We start from the raw sequence: 22,705 nt of genomic DNA on the forward strand, positions 1-22,705 counted from the left end.
CCCGCGATTGCGGTCCCTTAGGGTGGACCTCGGGCGTCGATTATCAGAACGTCAAGGAAGTAGCCGCAAGCATAAAGCCCGGTGTCTATAAAATCCGTATTGGGTGGTTTTCGCGCTACTTCGTGTCACTGTGGCCGAATGGGGTTCCCCGAATACAATGCTACGAATACTCGGGTCCGCTTCCGCCACGATGAAAAGCAACAGAGAACGCCAACGGAGAAATGACCGGATCGTTCTTCTCGTCGGCACGCCGATCATCCTATTAATGATCCCTCGAGCCACGCTCGGCCTGTTCGCGCCCCTGTTGGATAATCTTGATGTGCAGACGAAATACTGCAATATCTTAGACGCCCACGCGTCGCGATCAGGAGGGGGTCGTTCCGCAACCGTTCACGTCGTGGCCATTCGAACACGCGACTGCGGGAAACTCGCCTGGACGCAAGGAGTCAATTCCGAGACCGAGGACCGGATCGCGAGAACCTTTTCACCCGGGCTCTACAGGGTCGAGATGGGTTGGTATTCGCGGACGATTGTCCCCTTCTCGCCGAACGGCCTCGCATCTATACACAGCTACGAGTTCGTCGGGCCGCTGAGCGAATCAGCCAATCGCCGTGAAGAACTGACATCCGCAGCCAGCACGCTTCACGTCGAGGAGAGCCTTGCCGCTGGCCTGAATACGAGCGCTCAGCCGGATCAGCCCGACGCAGACGCCGCGATCGGCAACGCGATCCAGGAGCCCTCGAGGGCGGCACAGGTGCAACCGCGGCATTTCGATGACTGAAAACAACTCACCCAAGGCGCAGATGTCTCGCACCCGCCTCATCCTGTCCGCCGCATCTGTTGTGCTCATGTTCCTTGGCCTGGTATTTTTCCTGAGCGGCCCCATGATAGACAAGGCCGTCACAGAAACGCTGATCTGCCAGGTGACCGGAGCACAAGCATCGAAGTCCGGCGGCGGCAGAGGAGCCACGCTCACGGTCGTGGAGATAAAGACACGGGACTGCGGGATTTTCGGCACCTACACCGGCGTCAACTATCAGAACGCAGGAGAGGTGGCCGCAGCGATCCGACCGGGCGTTTATGAAGTCGAGATCGGATGGTATTCCCGGTATTTCGTCTCCCTGTGGCCCGATGGCCTTCCAACGATCAACTCTTATAGGCGGCTGGGCCCACTTCCAGCCTCTGGGTCGAGTACAGGAAGCCAAGACTCCACCGCGGATGGACGCGTCATGACGACCGCCCCGCCCGACGTCGTCGATTCGGTCGCGGCCGGCCTGATCTTCGCTTGAACGGCAGGTCGGCTGACATCAGACACGTGAATATCTGCGCACGCGCCGTCCCGAGACCCACGGACGGGCGACACCGGCTCGCTGACCAGATGACCTTGCAGGCGAATTGCGTGACGAGACGGATAGCCGCGCGGCCGTCGCACCGCCGTCGTAGAGCGGGCTCACACCTGGTCAGGTGCAGAGCGAAAGCGGGTCCCTCTGAAAGCGGGGGGTGAGAATTCGAGCGCGTGAGTCGCTCACGGAAGCCGTCCTGAGCCGCGCATGACTTTGGCGCAGAGCGCTCCGGGAAGGACTCTCATGGACCAACACCTCGTCTCCAAGATCATTATGGGAGCGTCACCAGCTCCGGCGACATGTACTCCGGCGTGCCGATGATCGCGGTCGTCGAACGCCGCCGTTCGTCGATGACGCGGGCGATTCCGAAGTCGACGACGCGGACGACGGCCCCCGGATCGTCGCCCAGGTCACCGGCGAGCAGGACGTTGTCGGGCTTGATGTCGCGGTGGACGGTGCCGACGGCATGTGCGGCGGCGAGCGCGTCCAACACGGTCGCCGCGAGCGCCACCGCGGTCATCGGAGGAAGCGCCCCCTGGACGGCGAGCACATCGCGCAGGCTCCCCCCGCGGACGAGGTCCATGACGATCGCGAGACGTTCGCCCTCGACGACCAGGTCGCGGACGCCGACGACGTTCGGATGCCGGAGACGGGCCAGCACCGTCCGCTCGCGGACGAACCTCTCGACGAGGTCGGCGTCCTGCGCGTGTTCCCGCCGCAGCACCTTCGCCGCGAGGGCCGTCCCGTCTCGGACGTCCACGACCTCCCACACCTCGCCGGCCGCTCCCGCGCCGAGGCGTGCCTCGAAACGGTACGACGCTCCGAGCGCCTCACCGACCTGCGGTTCCACCCGCTCCTCCCGCTCCGCACCCCGCCCTCTGACAACGTACAGGAAGCGAACAGGAGTCCGGAAAGCGCAGGAACGTCCGCGTCGGCGGCCTTGCGCCGGACGTCAGGACCGGGCGTCGAGAGCGCGCTCGAGGCGCTCGATCTTGCCGTCGATCTCGCCGGTGCGCCCCGGGCGGATGTCGGCCTTGAGCACGAGAGAGACCCGCGAGCCGTACGGCAGGACCGCGTCGGTGGCGCGCTTGACGACGTCCATGACCTCGTCCCACTCCCCCTCGACCTCGGTGAACATCGACGACGTGCGGTGCGGCAGTCCGGACGCGCGCACGACGGCGACGGCCGCGGCGACGGCATCGTGCACGGAGCCGTCGGGGGTCTCAGCGGAGGCGGGACCGACGCCCGAGGGGGCGACCGAGAAGGCGATGAGCATGCGTCGAGGCTACCGGCGCGCGGCGGCGAGCGGCAGGCGCCTGCCGCGTGCGAGCCGCCGGCGTCGGACGGGGACGGATGCCACCGGGGTGGCATCCGTCGTCCTCACACGCGCGATGCCGCGGGCACCCGCTCGCCGGTCAGCAGCTCGCGCACACCGCGCGGGCGCGCGACACGGCCCACCGGGACGCGGACCAGCCGCACCACCGCCCACACGAACAGCCAGATCGCGAGGACGTTGCGCAGCTCGAGCAGCAGAACCGGGCCGAGGTACGGCCGGGTCGCCATGAGGCCGTCGTACCAGAGCGGGTAGACCAGCTGCGTGACGCCGGCGATCGCGAGGGTGAGCAGCGCTGGCCCGAACCACCGGCGCCGGTCCAGGACGAGGCCGACGACGATGGGGGCGAAGATCCACACGTAGTACTGCGGCGATCCCACCTTGTTGAGCACGATGAACGCGGTGACGAGCACGAGCGACAGCGGCGGGAACAGCGTCGCGAACGTCGCACCCCGCCACATCTTGACCGCGCCGAGCGCCGCGGCACCGGCGATGGCGAGCAGCAGCAGCGGGGTCATGAGGACGATCAACGGGTCGACCTGCGGCCCGGTCACCTGGAACGTCAGGACGTCGGGGTCGTAGTACACCCAGGCCTCGGGCACGTCGAGGGCGGCCAGGATCATGTAGACCCCGGCGACGGGCGCCTCCATCTGGATGCCGCGGCTCGTCTGATCGCCGACGAAGCCGAACACGTGGCTCGCTCCCCCCAGCAGGGCGACGAGCAGGATCGTCCCGCCCGAGACGGCGACCGCGCCCCAGACGAGGGACAGACGGCGACGGGCCGCGACGAGACCGGCGGCGAGGATGGCGGCGGGCCACACCTTCATCCACACCGCGGCGGAGAGCAGCACGGAGGCGACGAAGGGCCGGCGGACGAGCCACAGGCTGCCCGCAATGGCCAGGGGGACGGTGAAGCCGTCGATGCGGTAGATCCCGACGGGACCCATCAGGAGGATGGCCGCGAGCCAGAACGCCGCGGCGGTGAGGCGGCCGCGCGACCGGCCGCGTCCGAGGAGCAAGGCGAAGGCGCCGGCGTTGGCGAGCGAGACGGTGATGGCCCACGCGGGGGTGTAGGACACGGCCCACGCGAACGCCCAGGCGACGGCCATGGGGATGAGGGCGAGCTGCGGGTAGATCCAGCCCTGCGTCACGCCGGGCAGCTCCCACGAGCCGGAGAGGGTGCAGGCGGCGGGATCGGCCGCGCCGAAGAGGGCGCAGCGCGACCACGGTTCGTAGACGAGGTACACGTCGCCCATGGGCGCGTTCGGCTGCTGATAGCCCAGGACGCCCACGACCACGTGCACGACGACGAACGCGATCCAGAGAACGACAGCCCACGGCACCGTCACATCCTAGGGGTCGCCTCATCCCGGTCTCCTGAACGAGGGATGCCGCCGGCTCCCGCCTCGTCTGCCGTCGGTGGCGGGGCGTCGGGCGGCGCGCGCTGCGCGTCAGACGGCGAGCGCGGCCGCGACGGCGGCGCTCAGCCCCTCCGCGACTTCCAGCGCAGTGATCGGACCGCCGGCGGCCCCGTGCCGCGCGGCCGCCGTCGACCCGGCCGTGCCGTGCAGCCACGCAGCGGCCGCCGCCGCGTCGGCGAGATCGTCGAGGGTCGTGCGCCCGGCCGCGACCGCGCCGGCGAGGACCGCGCCGAGCGCGCCGCCGAGGACGTCCCCGGTCCCGGCGGTCGCGAGCCACGGCGTGCCGCTGGTGACCCGGCGGACGACGCCGTCCGGGGTGGCGACGAGCGTCGCCGCCCCCTTCAGCAGCACGACCCCGTCGATGGCGATGGCCGTCTCCCGGGCGGCCGCGGCCCGGCCGTCATCGTCGGCGTCGGCTGCCACCGGGTCCAGGTCCAGGGCCTCGCGCAGCCGGTCCAGCTCGCGCGCGTGTGGGGTCACGATCACGGGCGCCCCGGCCCCGGGCACCAGGTCGAGCGCGCCGGCGTCCACGACGACCGGCAGCTCCCCCGAGAGCACCTCGCGCAGCGCCGCGGTCTCGTCGGCAGAGCGGGAGGCGGCATCCATCCCGGATCCGATCACCCAGGCCTGCACGCGGCCGTCGGCCGTGACGGTCTCGGGTCGACGCTGCATCACGAGGTCCTGCGCGCGCTGCGGGCCGAGGTAGCGGACCATTCCCGTGCCCGCGCGCCACGCGGCCTCGACACCCAGGACCGCGGCCCCCGGGTAGCGCGCCGATCCGGTGCGCATGCCCACCACCCCGCGGGAATACTTGTCATCGCCGGCCGTTGGCCTCCGAAGTGCGCGCGCCGTCTCGCGTGCGGTCCAGTCCGTCGCCGTCATGGCGCCACCCTAGGAGAAAGGGTCCCCCGTGAGCAGCCTCTTCACGCCCCTCGCGATCCGCGGTATCGAGATGCGCAACCGCCTGTGGGTCTCGCCGATGTGCCAGTACAGCGCCGTCGACGGGGTCCCCAACGACTGGCACCACGTGCACCTGGCCCAGTTCGCCGCCGGCGGGGCGGGACTGGTCGTCGCCGAGGCCACCGCGGTCTCCCCCGAGGGCCGCATCTCCCCCGAGGACGTCGGCCTGTGGAACGACGCCCAGCTCGAGGCGTGGCGGCCCGTCGTCGCCGCCATCCGTGCGCGCGGCGCGGTCGCGGGCGTGCAGCTCGGCCACGCGGGACGCAAGGCCTCGACCACCTCGCCCCTCACCGGCGGGCGCGGGACCGTCGCACCGGCCGACGGCGGGTGGCAGACGGTCGCCCCCTCCGCCGTCGCCTACGACCGCTTCGCCGAGCCGGTCGCCCTCGACGCGGAGGGCATCGAGAAGGTGGTGCGCGACTTCGCCGAGGCGGCCCGCCGCGCCGTCGTCGCCGGCTTCGAGGTGCTCGAGCTGCATGCCGCCCACGGCTACCTGCTGCACCAGTTCCTCTCCCCGCTGACCAACCTCCGCGACGACGCCTACGGCGGGTCGTTCGAGAACCGCGTACGCCTGCTCGTGCGGGTGACGGAGGCCGTGCGCGCGGCCGCTCCGGATGCCGCGGTGTTCGTGCGCTTCTCCGCCACCGACGCCGCGGAGGGCGGCTGGGACGTCGCCGACACCGTCGCCGCCGCCCGCCTCGTCGCGGACGCCGGGGCCGACCTGATCGACGTGTCGAGCGGCGGGCTCGTGCCCCACCAGCGCATCACCACGGGCCCGGGCTACCAGGTCGAGTACGCGGCGACCGTCCGCCGCGAGACGGGTCTGCTCGTCAGCGCCGTCGGCATGATCGACGACCCGGCCCTCGCCGAGAACGTGGTCGCCGACGGGCGGGCCGACGCCGTGATGTCCGGCCGGGAGTGGCTGCGCGACCCTCACTTCGGCCTGCGCGCCGCCGCCGCCCTCGGCGCCGACGTGCCGTGGCCGGCGCAGTACACCCGCGCCGCCCGCTGACCGGCCGGCGTTCCGACGCCGAGAAACGCCCGCTGCACCGAGAAACGCCCGCACCCGGCGTTTCCGGGTGCAGCGGGCGTTTCTCACGGACCCCCGGCGGGCGCACGCCGAGGACACGGGATGCCACGGGGCCGGGACCCGCGGCATCCGGTGTCGGGACGGTCAGGCGTAGCGGCGGCGGGCGGTGGCGTCCTGCACCTCGCCGACGAGCTCCTCGATGACGTCCTCGAGGAACAGCACCGCGGTGACGTCGCCGCGCTCGTCGCGCACCTGCGCGAGGTGCCGGCCGGCGCGACGCATGAGCCCGAGGGCGTCCTCGAGGTCGGTCGTCTCGAGCACGGGGACCATGTGGTGGATGCGCTTGGCCGGGATGGGCCGTGCGAGGTCCGCCGGAGTGTCCGCGTCGTCGGCCACGCGCAGGACGTCCTTGAGGTGGACGTACCCGGTCGGGGCGCCGCTCTCGTCGACGATCACGTAGCGCGAGTAGCCGTGCCGGGCGACGGCGCGCTCGATCTCGTCCACGTTGGTCGTCGCCGGCAGCGTCACGAGGTCGGCCATCGGCACGGCGATGTCGGCGGCCTTCTTCTCGGTGAACTCCACGACCGCGGTGACCGTGCCGGCGCTGTCGTCGAGCACGCCCTCCAGGCGCGACTGGTTGACGATGGTCGCGACCTCGTCGAGCGTGAAGGTGGAGGCGGCCTCGTCCTTCGGCTCGACCCGGAAGAGCCGGACGACGTGGTTGGCGATCCAGTTGAGCGCGACGATGACGGGGTAGAACGCCTTCGACACTGCGACCAGCGGCGGCGCCAGCATGAGCACCGCCCGGTCGGGCAGCGAGAACGCGAGGTTCTTCGGCACCATCTCGCCGAACACCACGTGCAGGTACGACACGATGAGGAGCGCGACGACGAACGCCGCGACGTCCACGGCGGCCGCCGGCAGCCCGGTCAGCTCCATCGGCACCGCGAGCAGGTGGTGGATCGCGGGCTCCGACACGTTCAGGATCAGCAGCGAGCAGATCGTGATGCCGAGCTGGCACGTCGCCAGCATGAGCGTCGCGTGCTCCATCGCATAGAGCGCCGTCTTGGCGGATCGGGAGCCGCGGTCGGCGAGCGGCTCGACCTGCGACCTCCGGGCGGAGATGACGGCGAACTCGGCGCCGACGAAGAAGGCGTTGGCGACGAGCAGCACCACGAGCCATGCGAGTCCGGCCCAGTCGCTCATCGCTGGTCACCGCCCTTCGTCGCGCGGACGAGGTCGTCCACGTCCTCCTCCACGGGCGTCGGCGTGAACTGCACGCGGTCGACGCGGCGCCCGTCCATGCGGTGGACCGTCAACGTCCCGCCGTCGATGTCCACGCGGTCCCCGACGGCGGGGATCCGCTCGAGCTGCGCCATGACGAACCCTCCGACGGTGTCGTAGACCTCCCCTTCGGGCACGACCACGCCCGCGCGGTCCAGCGCCTCGTCCGGCCGCAGGTCGCCGGGGAAGGTGAGGGACTGCGCCGACCGCACCACGCCCGCCCGCGACCGGTCGTGCTCGTCGAGCACCTCGCCGACGATCTCCTCCACGAGGTCCTCGAGCGTGACCACGCCGGCCGTCCCGCCGTACTCGTCGACGACGATCGCCATCTGGTAGCCGCGGGACCGGAGCTCCTCCACGAGCGCGTCGAGGTGCACGGTCTCGGGTACACGCAGCGGCTCGGTGGCGAGGGCCGCGGCGGGCACCTCGCCACGGCGCTCGCGCGGCACGCCGATCGCCGCCTTCAGGTGCACGACGCCGACGATGTCGTCCATGGACTCGCCGTACACCGGGAAGCGGCTGTGCCCCGTGCGCCGGGCGAGCTGCACGACGTCGTCGGCCGGGTCGCCCGCGGCGAGCGCGTGCACGCTCGGACGCGGGGTCATCACGTCGGCCGCGCTGAGCCGCGCGAAGGTGAGGCTGCGGTCCAGCAGCGACGCGGTGTCCTTCTCGAGCATGCCGGCGCTGGCGGAGCGCCGCACGAGGCTGGACAGCTCCTCCGCCGTGCGGGCGCCGGACAGCTCCTCCTTCGGCTCCACCCCCATGGCCCGCAGCACGCCGTTGGCGCTGCCGTTCAGGACCATGATCGCGGGGCGGAACACCGTCGTGAAGGCGACCTGGAAGGGCATGACGAGCTTGGCCGTCTGCCGCGGGATCGCGAGCGCGAAGTTCTTCGGGACGAGCTCGCCGAGGATCATCGACAGCACCGTCGCGAACGCGATGCCGATGAACGCCGCGAGCGGCACGACCAGCCCCTCGGGCAGCCCGGCGGCGAGGAACACCGGACGCAGGAGGTTCGAGATCGCCGGCTCCATCGTGTACCCGGTGAGCAGGGTCGTCAGCGTGATGCCCAGCTGCGCGCTCGACAGGTGCGTCGACGTGATGCGCAGCGCGTCGATCGTCAAGGACAGACGGGACTCGCCGGCGGCCCGACGGGACTCGAGGTCGGCGCGGTCCAGGTTGACCAGCGCGAACTCGCTCGCGACGAACAGGCCTGTTCCGACAGTGAGAAGCAGCCCCACGCCCAGCATGACGTAATCCATCAGGCATCACCTCCGCTCGGCGCGGAGGCGGGTCGTCGGGGCCTGGGTCTACAACTGGGAGGGTCGTCCATCGTGAGGGCAATTCTAGGGCAGGGGCCCGACATCGGTCCCGCCCGTCAGGATGGATCCATGGATGCCACCGCCCCGGCGCCCGCGCGGGCCGCTCTCGCCGAGCGGGCCGTGCTGTCCCGGTACCTGCACCGCTTCGGACCCGTGGCCTGGGCGCACGCCTCCCCCGGGTCGCGGACGTGGCACTACTGGTGGCACGCGCACCTCGTGCACGTCCTCGCCGACACGGAGCGACGTGCGCCCGACCGCCGGCGTCGCGCCGTCCTCGCCGCGGTCGTCCGCGGTGTGGGCCTGCGCACGGGACTCACCTGGATCACCCCGTACTACGACGACATCGCGTGGATGGGTCTGGCCCTCGACGCCGCCGGCGGGCACCGGTGGCCGCGGCGCCGCATCGCCCGCCGACTGGCCCGGGCCGTCGATCCCCGGACCGGGGTCCTGCCGTGGCGGGTCGGCAGCACGCTCTTCAACGCCCCGGCCAACGCGCCCGGCGGACTCGTCCTGGTCGCGCACGGGCGGAGGGATGCCGCGGAGAGGTTCGCCGACTGGATGGCATCCGTCCTCCACGACGACGACACGGGACTCGTCAGGGACGGCCGCGAGGACGGGCGCGTGCGTCCGGACCTGTGGACGTACAACCAGGGCGCGGTCATCGGACTCGAGCTCGCACTGGCCGACGAGAACCCCGTCGGCGCCGCGCACGAGCATCGGGCACGGGCGCTGGTGCGCGCGGTCGACGCCTGGTGCGCCCCGCAGGACGGGCTGTTCCCCGCGGCGGGCGGAGGGGACGGCGGACTGTTCGCCGGCATCCTGGCGCGCTACCTCGCCGAGGCCGCCGTGCGAGTGAGCGGACCGGAGGGCGCGACGGCGCGCCGACTGGTCGAGCGCAACGCCGACGCGATCTGGGCGACGGCGGTGGACGGTCTGTTCTCCGCCGACCCGCGCCGCCCGGCGCGGCCCGAAGGCGACGACCTCGACCTGTCGGTGCAGCTCGGGGCGTGGATCACCCTCGAGGCCGCGGCCGCGATCGCCCCGCATCCCTGAGCCCCGCGGCATCCCTCCGCCCGGTCGAGGCGGTCACCAGCTGACGGGCAGCGCCTTGCCCTCCTCGTACCCGGCGGCCGACTGCAGTCCCACCCGGGCGCGCTCGTGGAACTCGGCCACGCTCGCCGCCCCCGCATAGGTGAAGGAGGAGCGCACGCCAGAGGTGATCATGTCGAGCAGGTCCTCCAGGCCGGGGCGCTGCGGGTCGAGGTAGATGCGCGACGACGAGATGCCCTCCGCGAACAGCTCCTTGCGGGCCCGCTCGTACGGGTCGAGGCGTCCGAAGCGCCCCTGCACCGCCTTCGTGGAGGCCATGCCCCACGACTCCTTGTAGATGCGGCCGTCCGCGTCCGCCTGCAGCTCCCCCGGCGCCTCGATCGTTCCGGCGAACCACGAGCCGATCATGACGGAGGCGGCGCCGGCCGCCAGGGCCAGCGCGACGTCGCGCGGGTAGCGGACCCCGCCGTCGGCCCAGACGTGGGCGCCCACGGCGCGTGCGGCCTCGGCGGTCTCGAGCACGGCCGAGAACTGCGGACGGCCGACCGCCGTCATCATGCGCGTGGTGCACATGGCGCCGGGGCCGACGCCCACCTTGAGGATGGACGCGCCGGCGTCGGTGAGGTCGCGCACGCCCTCGGCGGTCACGATGTTCCCGGCGGCGATCGGGATGCCGAGATCGAGCGCGGCCACCTCGCGCAGGGCGCGCAGCATCTGCTCCTGGTGACCGTGCGCCGTGTCGACGACGAGGACGTCCACGCCCGCCGCGGCGAGCGCGCGGGCCTTCTCGGCGACGTCGCCGTTCACGCCGACCGCGGCGGCCACGACGAGGCGGCCGTCGGCGTCGACGGCGGGGCGGTACAGGGTCGTCCGCAGCGCGCTGCGCCGCGAGAGCATGCCGACGACGCGCCCGTGCCGGACGACGCAGACGAGGTCCGTGTCGGCGGCGACGAGCAGGTCGAAGGCGTGACGGGCATCGGTGACGTCGTCCGCGTCGATCGAGACCGGACGCGCGCGGACGAGGTCCCCGAGCTGCGCGTCCGGGAGGGCGGTGGCGAGCCGGGTCGCGGGCACGATGCCGACGACGTCGTCCAGCGACAGCGTCTCCGCACCCGGATCCGCCACGAGGATGCCGTGACCTTCCGTCGGCGGCAGCACCTTCGCCGCTTCCGCGGCGGTCGCGTGCGGCGGCAGGACCAGGGGGCTGTCCCACGGCACCGGCTGCGACTTCACCCAGCGGATGGCGGCGTCCAGCTCCTGCAGCGGCATGTCCTGCGGCAGGACGCCCAGTCCGCCGCGGCGCGCCAGCGTCGCGGCGAGCCGCGTCCCGGTCACCGAGTTCATGTTCGAGGAGACGAGCGGGATGGTGGCCCCGCTGCCGTCTCCGGGAGCGAGGTCCACGTCCAGACGGCTGCGCACGTCCGAGTGCCGGGGCACCAGGAAGACGTCGGAATACGTGAGATCGACCTCGGGTGACGCGCCGTAGAACTCCATGGCATCCACCTCACCACATCAGGGGAATGTAAAGACCCGGAAGGCGGGCGGGAACCTCGGCTAGGCTGGAGTATCGCGCGCAACGTCGACGACTTCCTGCCGACGGATGCGCGCATCCACAGGAATCTTCATCGAGGAAAGCAGGCGATCGACTGTGTCGAGCCAGGTGACGGGCGTCGGTACTTCGAGCGAGGGCGAGTTCGGCGCGAACGAGTGGCTCGTAGACGAGCTCTACGAACAGTTCAAGGTCGACAAGCACTCCGTGGACAAGGCCTGGTGGCCGATTCTGGAGGCGTACCACCCGGTCGTCGACGGAACCGCCGCCGCCCCGCCGTCCGCGAAAGCTCCCACCGAGCCGAAGCCGGTGACGGCACCGATCCCCGTGGTGGGCCAGGCGCCGGTGGCACGCACCACCGCGAAGCCCGCCGCTCCGCAGCCGATCCCCGCGCAGGCGCCCGCGTCGGCGCCGTCCGCCGCGAGCGAGAGCACCGAGGAGGACCGGGTCACCGTCCTCAAGGGGATGCCGAAGGCGCTCGCCTCCAACATGGACGAGTCGCTGACGGTTCCCACCGCCACGAGCGTGCGCACCGTGCCCGCCAAGCTGATGATCGACAACCGCATCGTCATCAACAACCACATGTCCCGCACGCGCGGCGGCAAGGTGAGCTTCACGCACCTCATCGGGTGGGCGCTGATCCAGGCGCTCAAGGAGTTCCCGAGCCAGAACGTGTACTACGCCGAGATCGACGGCAAGCCGGCCGTCGTCGCCCCCGCGCACGTGAACCTGGGCATCGCCATCGACCTGCCCAAGCCCGACGGCACCCGCGCGCTCATGGTGCCGAGCATCAAGCGCGCCGACACCCTCACGTTCAGCGAGTTCCTCGCGTCGTACGAGGACCTCGTGCGCCGCGCCCGCAACAACAAGCTGACCGCGGCCGACTTCCAGGGCACCACCGTCTCGCTCACCAACCCCGGCGGCATCGGCACGGTCCACTCGGTCCCGCGGCTCATGCGCGGCCAGGGCTGCATCGTCGGCGCCGGCGCGCTCGAGTACCCCGCCGAGTTCCAGGGCGCGAGCGAGAAGACGCTCAACGAGATGGCGATCGGCAAGACGATCACCCTCACCAGCACCTACGACCACCGCGTCATCCAGGGCGCCGGCTCCGGCGAGTTCCTCAAGAAGGTGCACGAGCTGCTCATCGGCCAGCGCGGCTTCTACGACGACATCTTCGCGGCCCTGCGCATCCCCTACGCGCCCATCCACTGGGCGGCCGACATCAGCGTCGACCTGTCCGAGCGCATCGACAAGAGCGCGCGCGTCCAGGAGCTCATCAACTCGTACCGCGTCCGCGGCCACCTCATGGCCGACATCGACCCGCTCGAGTACGTGCAGCGCACGCACCCCGACCTCGAGATCGAGTCGCACGGCCTGACCTTCTGGGACCTCGACCGCGAGTTCGTGACCGGCGGCCTCGGTGCCAAGCGCGTGGCGAAGCTGCGCGACATCCTCGGCGTGCTGCGCGACTCGTACTGCCGCACCATCGGCATCGAGTACATGCACATCCAGGACCCGGCCCAACGCCAGTGGTTCCAGCGGCAGGTCGAGGTCAAGTACACCAAGCCCGGCCACGACGAGCAGCTGCGCATCCTGTCGAAGCTGAACCAGGCCGAGGCGTTCGAGACGTTCCTGCAGACCAAGTACGTCGGCCAGAAGCGCTTCAGCCTCGAGGGCGGCGAGTCGCTCATCCCGCTGCTCGACCAGATCCTCCAGGGCGCCGCCTCCGTCGGTCTCGACGGCGCCGCCATCGGCATGGCGCACCGCGGTCGCCTGAACGTCCTCACCAACATCGCCGGCAAGACGTACGGTCAGGTCTTCCGCGAATTCGAGGGCGCGGTCGCCATCGGCAGCAAGCGCGGCTCCGGCGACGTGAAGTACCACCTCGGCACCGAGGGCACCTTCGTCGGCGACGCCGGCGACGAGCTCCCCGTGTACCTGGCGGCCAACCCGTCGCACCTCGAGACCGTCGACGGCGTGCTCGAGGGCATCGTCCGCGCCAAGCAGGACCGCAAGCCCATCGGCACGTTCTCCTGGCTGCCGATCCTCGTCCACGGCGACGCCGCGTTCGCGGGTCAGGGCGTCGTTGTCGAGACGCTGCAGATGTCGCAGCTGCGCGGCTACCGCACCGGCGGCACGATCCACGTCGTGGTCAACAACCAGGTCGGCTTCACCACCACGCCGACCGACGCGCGCACCTCGGTGTACGCCACGGACGTCGCCAAGACGGTCCAGGCCCCGATCCTCCACGTGAACGGCGACGACCCCGAGGCCGTCGTCCGCGCCGCCGAGCTCGCGTTCCTGTACCGCGAGGAGTTCCACCGCGACGTCGTGATCGACCTCGTCTGCTACCGCCGCCGCGGTCACAACGAGGGCGACGACCCCTCGATGACGCAGCCGCTGATGACGAACCTCATCGAGGCCAAGCGATCGGTGCGCCGTCTCTACACGGAGTCGCTCGTCGGTCGCGGTGACATCACCGAGGACGAGTACGAGCAGGCGAAGCAGGACTTCCAGAACCGTCTCGAGGTCGCCTTCGCGGACACGCACGAGGCCGAGACCGGCACCAACCCGGTCGTCTCGACCGACGCGGCCGACGAGGTGCCGACGGGCGAGCCCGAGACCACCGGCGTCTCGCGCGAGGTCGTCCAGCACATCGGCGACGCGTTCGTGAACAAGCCCGACGGCTTCACCGTCCACAACAAGCTGCAGCAGCTGCTCGACAAGCGCTACGACATGAGCCGCAACGGCAACATCGACTGGGCCTTCGGCGAGCTCCTCGCCTTCGGCTCCGTGCTGATGGAGGGCACCCCGGTGCGCCTGGCCGGTCAGGACTCCCGTCGCGGGACGTTCGTGCAGCGCCACTCGGTGCTCCACGACCGCTCGAACGGTCAGGAATGGCTGCCGCTGACGAACCTCAGCGAGAACCAGGGCCGCTTCTGGGTCTACGACTCGCTGCTCAGCGAGTACGCCGCGATGGCCTTCGAGTACGGCTACTCGGTGGAGCGCTCCGACGCGCTGGTGCTGTGGGAGGCGCAGTTCGGCGACTTCGCCAACGGCGCGCAGTCCGTCATCGACGAGTTCATCTCGTCGGCGGACCAGAAGTGGGCGCAGCAGTCCAGCGTCGTCCTCCTCCTGCCCCACGGCTACGAGGGCCAGGGACCGGACCACTCGTCGGCGCGCATCGAGCGCTACCTGCAGATGTGCGCGCAGGACAACATGATCGTCGCGCGTCCCTCGACCCCGGCGTCGTACTTCCACCTGCTCCGCCGTCAGGCCTACCAGCGCCCGCGCCGCCCGCTCGTCGTGTTCACGCCCAAGGCGATGCTCCGCCTGCGCGGCGCGACGAGCCCCGTCGAGGACTTCCTCGAGGGTCGGTTCGAGCCGGTGCTCGACGACGACCGCGGCGGCGACCGCGGCGCGGTCACCCGCGTGCTGCTGCACGCCGGCAAGATCCACTGGGACCTGCGTGCGGAGCTCGAGAAGAACCCCAACCCGGCCGTCGCGCTGGTCCGTCTCGAGCAGTACTACCCGGCGCCGGTCGAGCAGCTGACCCGCGTGCTGGAGAACTACCCGAACGCCGAGCTCGTGTGGGTCCAGGACGAGCCCGAGAACCAGGGCGCCTGGCCGTTCATCGCCCTCGAGGTCGCGCAGCAGCTGGGCGGACGCGCCATCCGGTGCATCTCCCGCGCCGCGGCGGCGTCGACGGCGACCGGCTCGCCGAAGGTGCACGCCTCCGAGCACGCCGAGATCATGAAGGCGGCGCTCGCGCGCTGACCCGCGACAGCGGACCCCGGGGCCCGGTCGACATCGTGTCGGCCGGGCCCCCTCGTCGTCCGGGGCGGAGCGCACCGCCCGGCGGCGCTCAGCCGCACGGCCGGGTCGGATCAGGTGGACGGCGCCGCGAGCCCAAGCGCGGGAGCGAGGCGGGGGATCCCCCACGCCAGTCCGGCGTCCAGCGCCTGACCCGTGTGTCCGGCGCCGGGCACGGTGTAGGTGAGGGTCGTGAACCCGGCCTTCTGCGCGGCCTGCGCGTTCGACGCCTGTCCGGGACCGTAGGTCGTGTCGTCCGCACCCCAGGTGAACACGGCGGTGTGCCCGTCGAACGTGCCGGCCGGTGCGGCGGCCATGAGTGAGGACGGCTTGGCCGCCTCGAACGCGGTCGCGTTGCCGCCGTAGACGTCGGCGACGGTCTCGCTCACGTGCTCGGACCCGGGGTACTCGTTGCCCGACACGTCGAGGATGTTGCCCCAGACGTCCGGGTGACCCGCGCCGTAGAACGCCGCGCACGAGCCGCCGTTCGAGAACCCGCCGATCGTCCAGTAGCGGTTGTCCGGGGTGACGTTGAGGTTAGTCTTCGCCCACTGCGGCAGCAGCTCGTTGATGTAGGTGCTGACCGCGCCGTACATCGCGGAGTCCGCACAGGCGGGGTCGCTCGTGGACGCCGCCAGCTGGTCGACGACGACCGCGATCGGCGCGAGGCCGCGGTTCTGCGCGGCGTAGGCGTCGAGCGCCTTCGCCAGGCTCGTCGGGTCGGGCGACCCCGGCTGGCCCATCATGAAGACGAGGAGCGGGAGGGCCGGCGGGTCGGCGACGAGGGCGGCGGGCGGGAGATAGAGCGAGGCGTCGCGGGCGGCGAACTGCCCCGTCGGGATCTGCGCGCTCCCGCTCAGGGCGCTCACCGTCCCCTGCGTCGGCATGTCCGCCGGCGGCTGCCACCGCTGGTAGAGGGTCGCGGGGTCGCCCTCGGTGGCGTTCGTGGTCGGCAGGTCGGCGGCGTCGAGGGCCTGGATGCCGAGGACAGCGGCCGGCGTATGGGTCACTCCGTACGCCGCGTTCACCCCGAGGGCGCCGGCCAGCAGCGAGGCGAGCACCGTCACCACACCGACGATGCGACGCCCCCACGGGCGCCGGCAGATGCCGACGACCCCGATGGCGATGCCGAACACCGCCAGCGCCGACCACTTCGCCGCCCCGACGGGCAGCGGGCCCTGCATCGTCTCGAGGGCGTTCAGGATGAGCGCCACGACGTACATCACGGCGCCGGCGATCACGCCGATCACCAGGGTCAGCACCACCCGTCGGCGCGGCCAGAGGACGACCGCCAGCGCACCGGCCACGGCGATCGCCGCCACGACGGCGAGCAGGGGGCTGTCGATGAGCTCGATCGACAGGAAGAACTTCCTCACTTGCGTCCCTCCCACGCCGTCCGGGCGAGGGCGACGAGCTCGCGGCGGGAGGCGTCCGGCAGATAGGCGCGGCCCACGGCCGCCCCGATGGCGGGCAGCTCCAGCGGATCCCGGTACGCCAGCGACAGCGGGCGGTAGCGGGGACGGAACTTGCCCTTGAAGCGGAACAGCGAGGCGAAGCCGTAGGCCGGCTCGAGCACCTCGGCGAGCCAGCGCAGCACGGCCCGCAACGGGGAGGCATCCGCCCCCGGCTCCTCGCCCGGGTCGTCCGCGAGCGGCGCACCCGACAGGCTGAGCACCGTCGCCCCCTCGGACTGCAGCTGCAGCGCGGCCTTGGCGATGAGGAACTCCATCATGCCGTTCTGACCGTCCGCGCGCCGCCGCATGAAGTCGAGGGTCCAGCCGGTGATGCGACCGTGTTCCCAGCTCGGCATCCAGCTCGTCACGGCCTCGATGCGCCCGTCCGGGCCGACCGCGAGCTGCAGGCGCACCTCGGGGTCGCGCAGCTCCTCGAGCGAGCCCAGGGTGAACCCCATCTCGGGGAGGGCCCGGTCGGCCACCCACTCCTCGTCGATGGCCACGACCTGCGAGGCCTGCGAGACCGTGAGATCCGGCCAGCGCGTCCAGATCGAGGTGAAGCCGTCACGCTCCGCGCGGGTCAACGGCTGCCGCACCTTCTGCCAGGCCTTGCCGGCGAACTCCAGGCCCGGCAGGTCCATCACGGTCTCCACTCCTACCGGCACCTCCCGCCAGCCGCGGGCCCGGAGATCGTCCATGGTCTCGGCGTGGATGCTGTAGAACGCCGGCGTCCAGCCCTGCTCGAGGCAGTAGTCGGTGAATCCGGCGAGGGCGGCGGGACGCTCCCCCGGGGCGGCGAGCGGATCCCCGACGGCGAGCGCGACGTCGCCGACGAGGCGGTAGGAGACGGCGGCGGTGCGGTCCTCGGCGTACCAGTAGCGGTTGCCCTCCCAGGTGCCGAGGAAGCCGAGGGTGTCGCTGCCGCGGCGCAGCAGGTCGCGGTACAGACGGTCGTCGCCCGCGTCCGGCCGCTGCACCTTGCGGAACAGCCACAGCAGCGCCGCGCAGACGATCGCCCAGAACAGCACTCCCACCCACTGGTAGACGAACAGCGCCGGACCGTGGTGCGGGAACGGCGACGACCCCGGGGGGTGGAGGAAGACGGGCGGGATGAAGCGGCGCACCGTGAGGCCGAGCAGGTCGAGGACGCCGAGGTCGCGGTCGAACTCCCGGCGGTTGACCTCTTCGACGACGAAGAAGGCCGCACCGCAGACGACGAACGCCGCCCCCACGACGACAGCGACCGTCCGAGCCGCCCGGGCCGTCGCCCGGATCCGGAACCGCTCGCGCGCGACCAGCAGCGCGGCCGCCAGGGCGAGCGGGATGACGATCGACGCCAGCGCCCACAGCACGTACTCGGCGCCGCTGCCGTCCACCCACGGGTCGATGACCAGGCGGCCGTCGAGCAGCGACACGACGGGGAGGACCGCGGATGCCACGAGCACCGCGACCGCCAGCACGAGGGCCGCGCGGCGTCCCTGCCGCAGGCCCCAGGCGGCGATGAGCAGCAGCACGAGCGGCGTCACGGCCAGCAGGGCGGGACCCACGCCCCGGGTCATGAGGAGCGCGAACTGCTCGTCGCACGCCGACGACGACAGTTGGTCGCACTGCTCGATGAGCGCCTCGTCGAACTGCGTGTAGGCATCGACGACGAGCGACAGCGGACCGCGCCCCCCGCCGCTGACGAGGGCGACCAGCGGCCCCAGCCCCACGACGGTCGTCAGCAGCGCCAGCAGGGTCCGCGTCTCGCGCGTCGAGCTGCGGTGCCAGGACCCCCGCGCGCTGCCGCGGGCGAGGAACGCCCCGGTCAGCAGGCCGAGCGTGGCCGCGATGAGTCGGTACCAGGAGTCCGCGTCGCCCGCGTAGAGCGCGAACAGCGCGAGCAGGGCGAAGCCGACGAGCCGCACCCGGCGTCGCCAGAGCGTGGATGCCATCGCCGACGCGGCCATGACGACGGCGGCCGAGGTGATCGTGGGATCGAGGACGGGCACCTCGGTGGCGATGACGGGGCGGAGGTCGGTGAGCCCCCACGCCGCGGCGTGCAGGCCGATGCCCGTCAGCAGGCCGAGGACGCCGAGTCCGCCGAGGAGGGCGGCGGTGCGCCGGGAGCCCAGACGCCGCTCCGCCCACGCCAGCAGTGTCACGGCGACGAGGATCGACGCCAGCGCGTCCACGGTCGAGTCCGGCACCACCAGGGCGGTGACGAGCGTCCACCACCGCCCCGACACGAAGGTGGACAGGGGCCCCGCGCCCCAGGCCGAGGCGTCCGTCCCCCACAACGACCCCGTGGCGGCGGACGCCGAGAGGATGGCGACCGCGAAGGCCAGCGCGACCGGGTTGACGGCCGCGTAGCGCCGCAACGCGTCGCCGAGGGAGCGCAGACGGGCGCGCAGGACCGCGCCGCGGGTCGGGGCCGGCGGGGTCGTCGTGGTGTGGGACATCGGCGGGATGCTACTCCAGAACTCGATACCGGATGCCGTGAACCCGGCGGATCAGTACCAGATGTCGAGCAGCGGCGTCGCGGCGGGCGCGAAGGCCGCGTCGAGCGCGGCGAGCGCGTCCGGACCGCCGCGGACGAGACCCGCGACGGACAGCTCGGTCGCACGGACGCCGCCGAGCAGGAGCGAGCCCAGCGCGTTGACCGACAGCGTCACGTCGGCCTCGTCGTCGACGGGGACGACCTCCGCGGATCCCTCCTCGTCGATCCGGAGCGACCAGGTGCCGTCGGCGAAGCCCAAGGGGTCCTCGACGCGGATCGTCGTCGTCAGCGCGGCCGCGTACGTCCGCGCCGCGAGCGCGCGGGGCACGTCGAGCACGCGCAGCCAGTGATGGTCGGTGAGCGTCGCGGTGACCGCGCGCCGGTCGGACACCATCCACTGCACCGGCGGGACCGCGGGCTGCAGGCTGGCCGTGACCCGCGAGACGAGATCGTGCTCGAGGGCGAAGCGCCAGAGCGCCGCGACGGCCTCGTCGTCGTCCGCGAGCAGGATCCGCACCCGCAGCTCGTGGTCCGTGAACGCCGACCCGTCCTTCTCGGCGAGCGTGTACACCAGGATGCCGCGCTCCTCCCCCGCCGCATCGGTGTAGGCGACGGCGCGCACCTTGCGGGCCTCCTTGTCGTCGGGGTTCAGCCCGGCCATGCCGCGCCACCGCGCCTCCCACCCGCGGACCGAGCCCGGACGCTGGACGCGGATGCGCTCGTGCAGCGTCTCGAGCCGCACGGGGAGGGTCTCGCGGGCCACGAAGTCGAGACGACCGGATGCCACCGGGCCGGTGAACGCGGCGCGGCGGCTGTCGATCACGACGTCCGACGCCCAGGCCGCGGGTGAGAAGCCCCACCGCCCGTAGATGGTGGCCTCGGTGACCGTGAGCCCCGCGACCGCGAAGCCGGCGGCCGCCGCCGTGCGCAGCTCACCGGTGAGCATCGCGCGGGCGATCCCCCGCCGCCGGTGCGTGGGGGCGACGGTGACGGCGCTGATGGACCAGAGCGGGAGCGTCCGCTCGGGCGAGACGGTCAGCTCCGACGGCCAGGACTCGATCGTGCCCACCGGGGCGTCGGGCGCCTCGCCCGCGCGGTCGAAGACGCCGATCAGTCGACGGGCGCGCATCGCGCGCCGTGCCGTCTCGACCACCTCGTCCGTCGGCTCCTCGTCCAGGAACCCGCGGACCACCGACCGGAGGTAGGGCACGAAGTCGTCGCCGTCGCCGGAGACGAGCGCGTACTCCAGCTCGTTCTCGGCGAGGGCCTGCGATGACGAGGCGTCCAGGGGCAGAGTCGCGGTGTCGGTGTGAGCCATGCCCCCAGCCTAGGGAGGGCCGGCGTTCGTGTCCGGCGGGCTTGTCCCGGATCGCGGGAGCCCGGACGACTAGTGCGTCGCCTGGATCGAGCGCAGGCGCGTGAGCACCTGATCGCGCAGCTCGTCGGGAGCCGTCTCCTTGCAGGCCCGTGCGACCACCTCGGTCAGGGTGCGGGCGACGAGCGCCTCGTCCTGGCATCCGGGGCAGTTCTCGAGGTGCTCGCGGATGTCGTTGTGCTCCGTCTTGCACACCTCGTTGCGGAGGTACTCCTCCAGGTCGCGCCGTGCCTTGTCGCAGCCGCAGTCGCTCATTTCTTCACTCCCGTCGCGGCCTGGTAGCCGCGCTCCTTCGCGTAGTCCGACAGCAGGTCTCGCAGCAGCCGCCGGCCGCGGTGCAGACGGCTCATGACCGTGCCGATCGGGGTTTTCATGATGTCGGCGATCTCCTGGTAGGCGAAGCCCTCGACGTCGGCGAGGTACACCGCCATCCGGAAGTCCTCGGGGATCGACTGCAGCGCGTCCTTGACGACCGACGCGGGCATGTGGTCGATGGCCTCGGCCTCGGCGGACCGGGCACTGGTGGCGGTGGTCGACTCGGCACCGCCGAGCTGCCAGTCCTCCAGGTCGTCGATCGCGCTCTGGTAGGGCTCGCGCTGCTTCTTGCGGTACGTGTTGATGTACGTGTTCGTCAGGATGCGGTACAGCCAGGCCTTCAGGTTCGTGCCCTGCGTGAACGAGGCCCACGAGCCGAAGGCCTTCACGAAGGTCTCCTGCACGAGGTCCGCCGCATCGGCGGGGTTGCGCGTCATGCGCATCGCCGCCGCATAGAGCTGGTCCATGAAGGGCAGCGCCTGCTCTTCGAACTGCGCGCGGGGCTCCGTCGCATCTGCCGTGTCGTCCATCATGCGCCAGTCTACGTCCGGCGTGTCCGCCGGCCACTGGACGGTCTCGCGCTCGAGAAGTGCGGTCACGTGTCGTCCCCCTTTCAGTAGGGTAGGAACCGATGACCGACCACGGGTATTCCCCGCTCTCCCCCTCCGCCGCCCCGCGCGGCCCATGGGACGCGCCCGTCGCCGACGGAGTCCTGGATGCCTCGATCACGGTGCCCGGTTCGAAGTCGCTGACGAACCGCGAGCTCGTCCTCGCCGCCATCGCCGACGGCCCGGGCATGCTCCACGCCCCGCTGCACTCCGACGACTCGGCCCGCATGGTCGACGCCCTGCGCGCGCTCGGCGTGACCATCGAGGACGTCCCCACCGACTCCCCCTACGGACCCGACCTCCTCGTCACCCCGCCGTCGGCGTTCACCGGCGACGCGACGGTCGACTGCGGGCAGGCGGGCACGGTCATGCGCTTCGTCGCCCCCGTCGCAGGCCTCGCCCGCGGCGACGTCCTCGTCACGGCGCACGAGAGCGCGCTGCACCGCCCGATGGGCACGATGATCTCCGCCCTCCGCGACGTCGGCGTCGACATCGACGACGGCGGGCACTGGGCCCTCCCGTTCTCGGTCCGCGGCCACGGCCACATCCGCGGCGGCGAGGTCGACATCGACGCGAGCCAGTCGAGCCAGTTCGTCTCGGGGCTGCTTCTGGCCGCCCCCCGCTTCGACGTCGGCCTGCGCCTGCGCCACGTCGGCTCGCGCCTGCCGAGCGTGCCCCACATCGACATGACCGTCGAGGCGCTCGGGCACCGCGGCATCCACGTCGAGCGCCCCGCGCCGGGCGAGTGGATCGTGCCCGCCGGCCCCGTGCGGGCCAAGGACGTCGCCATCGAGCCCGACCTGTCCAACGCGGCGCCGTTCCTCGCGGCCGCCATGGTGGTCGGCGGGTCCGTCACCGTCACCGGATGGCCGCTGCACTCGACGCAGCCGGGCGCCCTGCTCGGCGACATCCTCACCGAGATGGGGGCCCGGGTCGTCCGCCGCGGCGGCAACCTCACCGTCTCGGCCGGGGAGGGCATCTCCGGCGTCGAGCTCGACCTCTCGGCCGCCGGAGAGCTGGCGCCGACGATCTTCGGCCTCGCGGCGTTCGCCGACGGTCCGACGACGCTGCACGGCATCGGCCACATCCGCGGACACGAGACCGACCGCATCGCCGCTCTCGTGGGCAACCTGCGCTCGCTCGGCGGCGAGGCGCACGAGCTGCCCGACGGCATCCGGATCGTCCCCCGCCACCTGCGGGGCGGCGAGTGGAAGGCGCACCACGACCACCGTCTCGCGACGACCGGCGCGCTCATCGGTCTGCGGGTCCCCGGCGTCCGTGTGGACGAGATCGGGACGACCGCCAAGACCCTCCCCCAGTTCGCCGCGCTCTGGCGGATCATGCTGGGGATGGATGCCACGGGCTGACG

At 71.8% G+C, this 22,705-nt stretch carries 18 protein-coding genes; 6 read left to right on the forward strand and 12 right to left on the reverse strand.

Going from position 1 to position 22,705, the window contains the following annotated elements; genetic code table 11:
• Nucleotides 1-190 precede the first annotated feature (190 nt).
• Nucleotides 191-781, forward strand: coding sequence for a hypothetical protein (locus ACO03V_RS11175; protein WP_423137636.1), 591 nt, complete (start codon nt 191-193; stop codon nt 779-781).
• Nucleotides 774-1,289, forward strand: coding sequence for a hypothetical protein (locus ACO03V_RS11180; RefSeq protein ID WP_423137637.1), 516 nt, complete (start codon nt 774-776; stop codon nt 1,287-1,289). Before ACO03V_RS11175 ends, ACO03V_RS11180 begins: the two co-directional genes overlap by 8 nt.
• A 325-nt stretch (nt 1,290-1,614) precedes the next feature.
• Here the strand turns inward: ACO03V_RS11180 and ACO03V_RS11185 are convergent, their stop codons facing one another.
• From ACO03V_RS11185 to ACO03V_RS11200, 4 genes are all read right to left on the reverse strand, one after another.
• Nucleotides 1,615-2,193 (reverse strand): serine/threonine-protein kinase, encoded by a 579-nt coding sequence (locus ACO03V_RS11185; protein WP_423137638.1) that lies wholly within the window; start codon nt 2,191-2,193, stop codon nt 1,615-1,617.
• Between the two features lie 102 nt (nt 2,194-2,295).
• Nucleotides 2,296-2,619, reverse strand: coding sequence for a thiamine-binding protein (locus tag ACO03V_RS11190; RefSeq protein WP_367729945.1), 324 nt, complete (start codon nt 2,617-2,619; stop codon nt 2,296-2,298).
• A 104-nt stretch (nt 2,620-2,723) separates the two neighbouring features.
• Nucleotides 2,724-4,019, reverse strand: coding sequence for a hypothetical protein (locus ACO03V_RS11195; RefSeq protein ID WP_367729944.1), 1,296 nt, complete (start codon nt 4,017-4,019; stop codon nt 2,724-2,726).
• Between the two features lie 108 nt (nt 4,020-4,127).
• Nucleotides 4,128-4,979, reverse strand: a complete 852-nt coding sequence (locus ACO03V_RS11200; RefSeq protein ID WP_423137639.1) for an ADP-dependent NAD(P)H-hydrate dehydratase — start codon at nt 4,977-4,979, stop codon at nt 4,128-4,130.
• Between the two features lie 28 nt (nt 4,980-5,007).
• Between ACO03V_RS11200 and ACO03V_RS11205 the strand changes: the two genes are divergently transcribed.
• Nucleotides 5,008-6,069 carry an NADH:flavin oxidoreductase/NADH oxidase gene (locus tag ACO03V_RS11205; protein ID WP_423137640.1) on the forward strand — a complete coding sequence of 354 codons (1,062 nt, stop codon included), beginning with the start codon at nt 5,008-5,010 and terminating at the stop codon, nt 6,067-6,069.
• 162 nt (nt 6,070-6,231) lie between these two features.
• On the opposite strand, the gene ACO03V_RS11210 is transcribed toward ACO03V_RS11205, so the two are convergent.
• Both ACO03V_RS11210 and ACO03V_RS11215 read right to left on the reverse strand, forming a co-directional pair.
• Complete coding sequence (locus tag ACO03V_RS11210) at nt 6,232-7,293, reverse strand: hemolysin family protein (RefSeq protein ID WP_367729941.1); 1,062 nt, start codon at nt 7,291-7,293, stop codon at nt 6,232-6,234.
• A complete protein-coding gene (locus ACO03V_RS11215) occupies nt 7,290-8,633 on the reverse strand; it encodes a hemolysin family protein (protein WP_423137641.1) in 1,344 nt (447 codons plus the stop codon). The genes ACO03V_RS11210 and ACO03V_RS11215 overlap by 4 nt, the downstream gene beginning before the upstream one ends.
• Before the next feature lie 129 nt (nt 8,634-8,762).
• Here ACO03V_RS11215 and ACO03V_RS11220 point away from each other — a divergent pair, with 129 nt between their 5' ends.
• Nucleotides 8,763-9,746: a glycoside hydrolase family 76 protein gene (locus ACO03V_RS11220; RefSeq protein WP_423137642.1), complete on the forward strand. Its 984-nt coding sequence runs from the start codon at nt 8,763-8,765 to the stop codon at nt 9,744-9,746.
• A gap of 33 nt (nt 9,747-9,779) precedes the next feature.
• Here ACO03V_RS11220 and ACO03V_RS11225 read toward each other — a convergent pair whose 3' ends face one another.
• Complete coding sequence (locus ACO03V_RS11225; protein ID WP_367729938.1) at nt 9,780-11,237, reverse strand: GuaB1 family IMP dehydrogenase-related protein; 1,458 nt, start codon at nt 11,235-11,237, stop codon at nt 9,780-9,782.
• 154 nt (nt 11,238-11,391) lie between these two features.
• Between ACO03V_RS11225 and ACO03V_RS11230 the strand changes: the two genes are divergently transcribed.
• Nucleotides 11,392-15,069 carry a multifunctional oxoglutarate decarboxylase/oxoglutarate dehydrogenase thiamine pyrophosphate-binding subunit/dihydrolipoyllysine-residue succinyltransferase subunit gene (locus tag ACO03V_RS11230; protein WP_423137643.1) on the forward strand — a complete coding sequence of 1,226 codons (3,678 nt, stop codon included), beginning with the start codon at nt 11,392-11,394 and terminating at the stop codon, nt 15,067-15,069.
• Nucleotides 15,070-15,179: 110 nt separating this feature from the next.
• Here ACO03V_RS11230 and ACO03V_RS11235 read toward each other — a convergent pair whose 3' ends face one another.
• The 5 genes from ACO03V_RS11235 to ACO03V_RS11255 form a co-directional block, all read right to left on the reverse strand.
• Complete coding sequence (locus ACO03V_RS11235) at nt 15,180-16,481, reverse strand: alpha/beta hydrolase-fold protein (RefSeq protein WP_423137644.1); 1,302 nt, start codon at nt 16,479-16,481, stop codon at nt 15,180-15,182.
• A complete protein-coding gene (locus tag ACO03V_RS11240; protein WP_423137645.1) occupies nt 16,478-19,000 on the reverse strand; it encodes a bifunctional lysylphosphatidylglycerol flippase/synthetase MprF in 2,523 nt (840 codons plus the stop codon). The genes ACO03V_RS11235 and ACO03V_RS11240 overlap by 4 nt, the downstream gene beginning before the upstream one ends.
• Before the next feature lie 51 nt (nt 19,001-19,051).
• Nucleotides 19,052-20,356 carry a GNAT family N-acetyltransferase gene (locus tag ACO03V_RS11245; RefSeq protein ID WP_423137646.1) on the reverse strand — a complete coding sequence of 435 codons (1,305 nt, stop codon included), beginning with the start codon at nt 20,354-20,356 and terminating at the stop codon, nt 19,052-19,054.
• Between the two features lie 69 nt (nt 20,357-20,425).
• A complete protein-coding gene (locus tag ACO03V_RS11250) occupies nt 20,426-20,668 on the reverse strand; it encodes a zf-HC2 domain-containing protein (protein WP_367729933.1) in 243 nt (80 codons plus the stop codon).
• Nucleotides 20,665-21,261 carry a sigma-70 family RNA polymerase sigma factor gene (locus ACO03V_RS11255; protein WP_367730928.1) on the reverse strand — a complete coding sequence of 199 codons (597 nt, stop codon included), beginning with the start codon at nt 21,259-21,261 and terminating at the stop codon, nt 20,665-20,667. The genes ACO03V_RS11250 and ACO03V_RS11255 overlap by 4 nt, the downstream gene beginning before the upstream one ends.
• A 98-nt stretch (nt 21,262-21,359) precedes the next feature.
• On the opposite strand from ACO03V_RS11255, the gene aroA reads away from it, so the two are divergent.
• A complete protein-coding gene (gene aroA / locus ACO03V_RS11260; RefSeq protein WP_423137647.1) occupies nt 21,360-22,703 on the forward strand; it encodes a 3-phosphoshikimate 1-carboxyvinyltransferase in 1,344 nt (447 codons plus the stop codon).
• The last annotated feature ends 2 nt before the right edge of the window (nt 22,704-22,705 follow it).

The organism is Microbacterium sp. HMH0099 (genome assembly GCF_049384025.1).
Taxonomy (GTDB): Bacteria; Actinomycetota; Actinomycetes; order Actinomycetales; family Microbacteriaceae; genus Microbacterium.

What these genes read in the sequence shown, in the direction of transcription:
- ACO03V_RS11215 (WP_423137641.1), bottom strand. Translation starts at nt 8,633, where the DNA reads ATGGATTACGTCATGCTGGGCGTGGGGCTGCTTCTCACTGTCGGAACA.
- ACO03V_RS11220 (WP_423137642.1), top strand. Translation starts at nt 8,763, where the DNA reads ATGGATGCCACCGCCCCGGCGCCCGCGCGGGCCGCTCTCGCCGAGCGG.
- ACO03V_RS11190 (WP_367729945.1), bottom strand. Translation starts at nt 2,619, where the DNA reads ATGCTCATCGCCTTCTCGGTCGCCCCCTCGGGCGTCGGTCCCGCCTCC.
- ACO03V_RS11245 (WP_423137646.1), bottom strand. Translation starts at nt 20,356, where the DNA reads ATGGCTCACACCGACACCGCGACTCTGCCCCTGGACGCCTCGTCATCG.
- ACO03V_RS11180 (WP_423137637.1), top strand. Translation starts at nt 774, where the DNA reads ATGACTGAAAACAACTCACCCAAGGCGCAGATGTCTCGCACCCGCCTC.
- ACO03V_RS11255 (WP_367730928.1), bottom strand. Translation starts at nt 21,261, where the DNA reads ATGATGGACGACACGGCAGATGCGACGGAGCCCCGCGCGCAGTTCGAA.
- ACO03V_RS11175 (WP_423137636.1), top strand. Translation starts at nt 191, where the DNA reads ATGAAAAGCAACAGAGAACGCCAACGGAGAAATGACCGGATCGTTCTT.
- ACO03V_RS11200 (WP_423137639.1), bottom strand. Translation starts at nt 4,979, where the DNA reads ATGACGGCGACGGACTGGACCGCACGCGAGACGGCGCGCGCACTTCGG.
- ACO03V_RS11225 (WP_367729938.1), bottom strand. Translation starts at nt 11,237, where the DNA reads ATGGAGTTCTACGGCGCGTCACCCGAGGTCGATCTCACGTATTCCGAC.
- aroA (WP_423137647.1), top strand. Translation starts at nt 21,360, where the DNA reads ATGACCGACCACGGGTATTCCCCGCTCTCCCCCTCCGCCGCCCCGCGC.
- ACO03V_RS11250 (WP_367729933.1), bottom strand. Translation starts at nt 20,668, where the DNA reads ATGAGCGACTGCGGCTGCGACAAGGCACGGCGCGACCTGGAGGAGTAC.
- ACO03V_RS11240 (WP_423137645.1), bottom strand. Translation starts at nt 19,000, where the DNA reads ATGTCCCACACCACGACGACCCCGCCGGCCCCGACCCGCGGCGCGGTC.
- ACO03V_RS11210 (WP_367729941.1), bottom strand. Translation starts at nt 7,293, where the DNA reads ATGAGCGACTGGGCCGGACTCGCATGGCTCGTGGTGCTGCTCGTCGCC.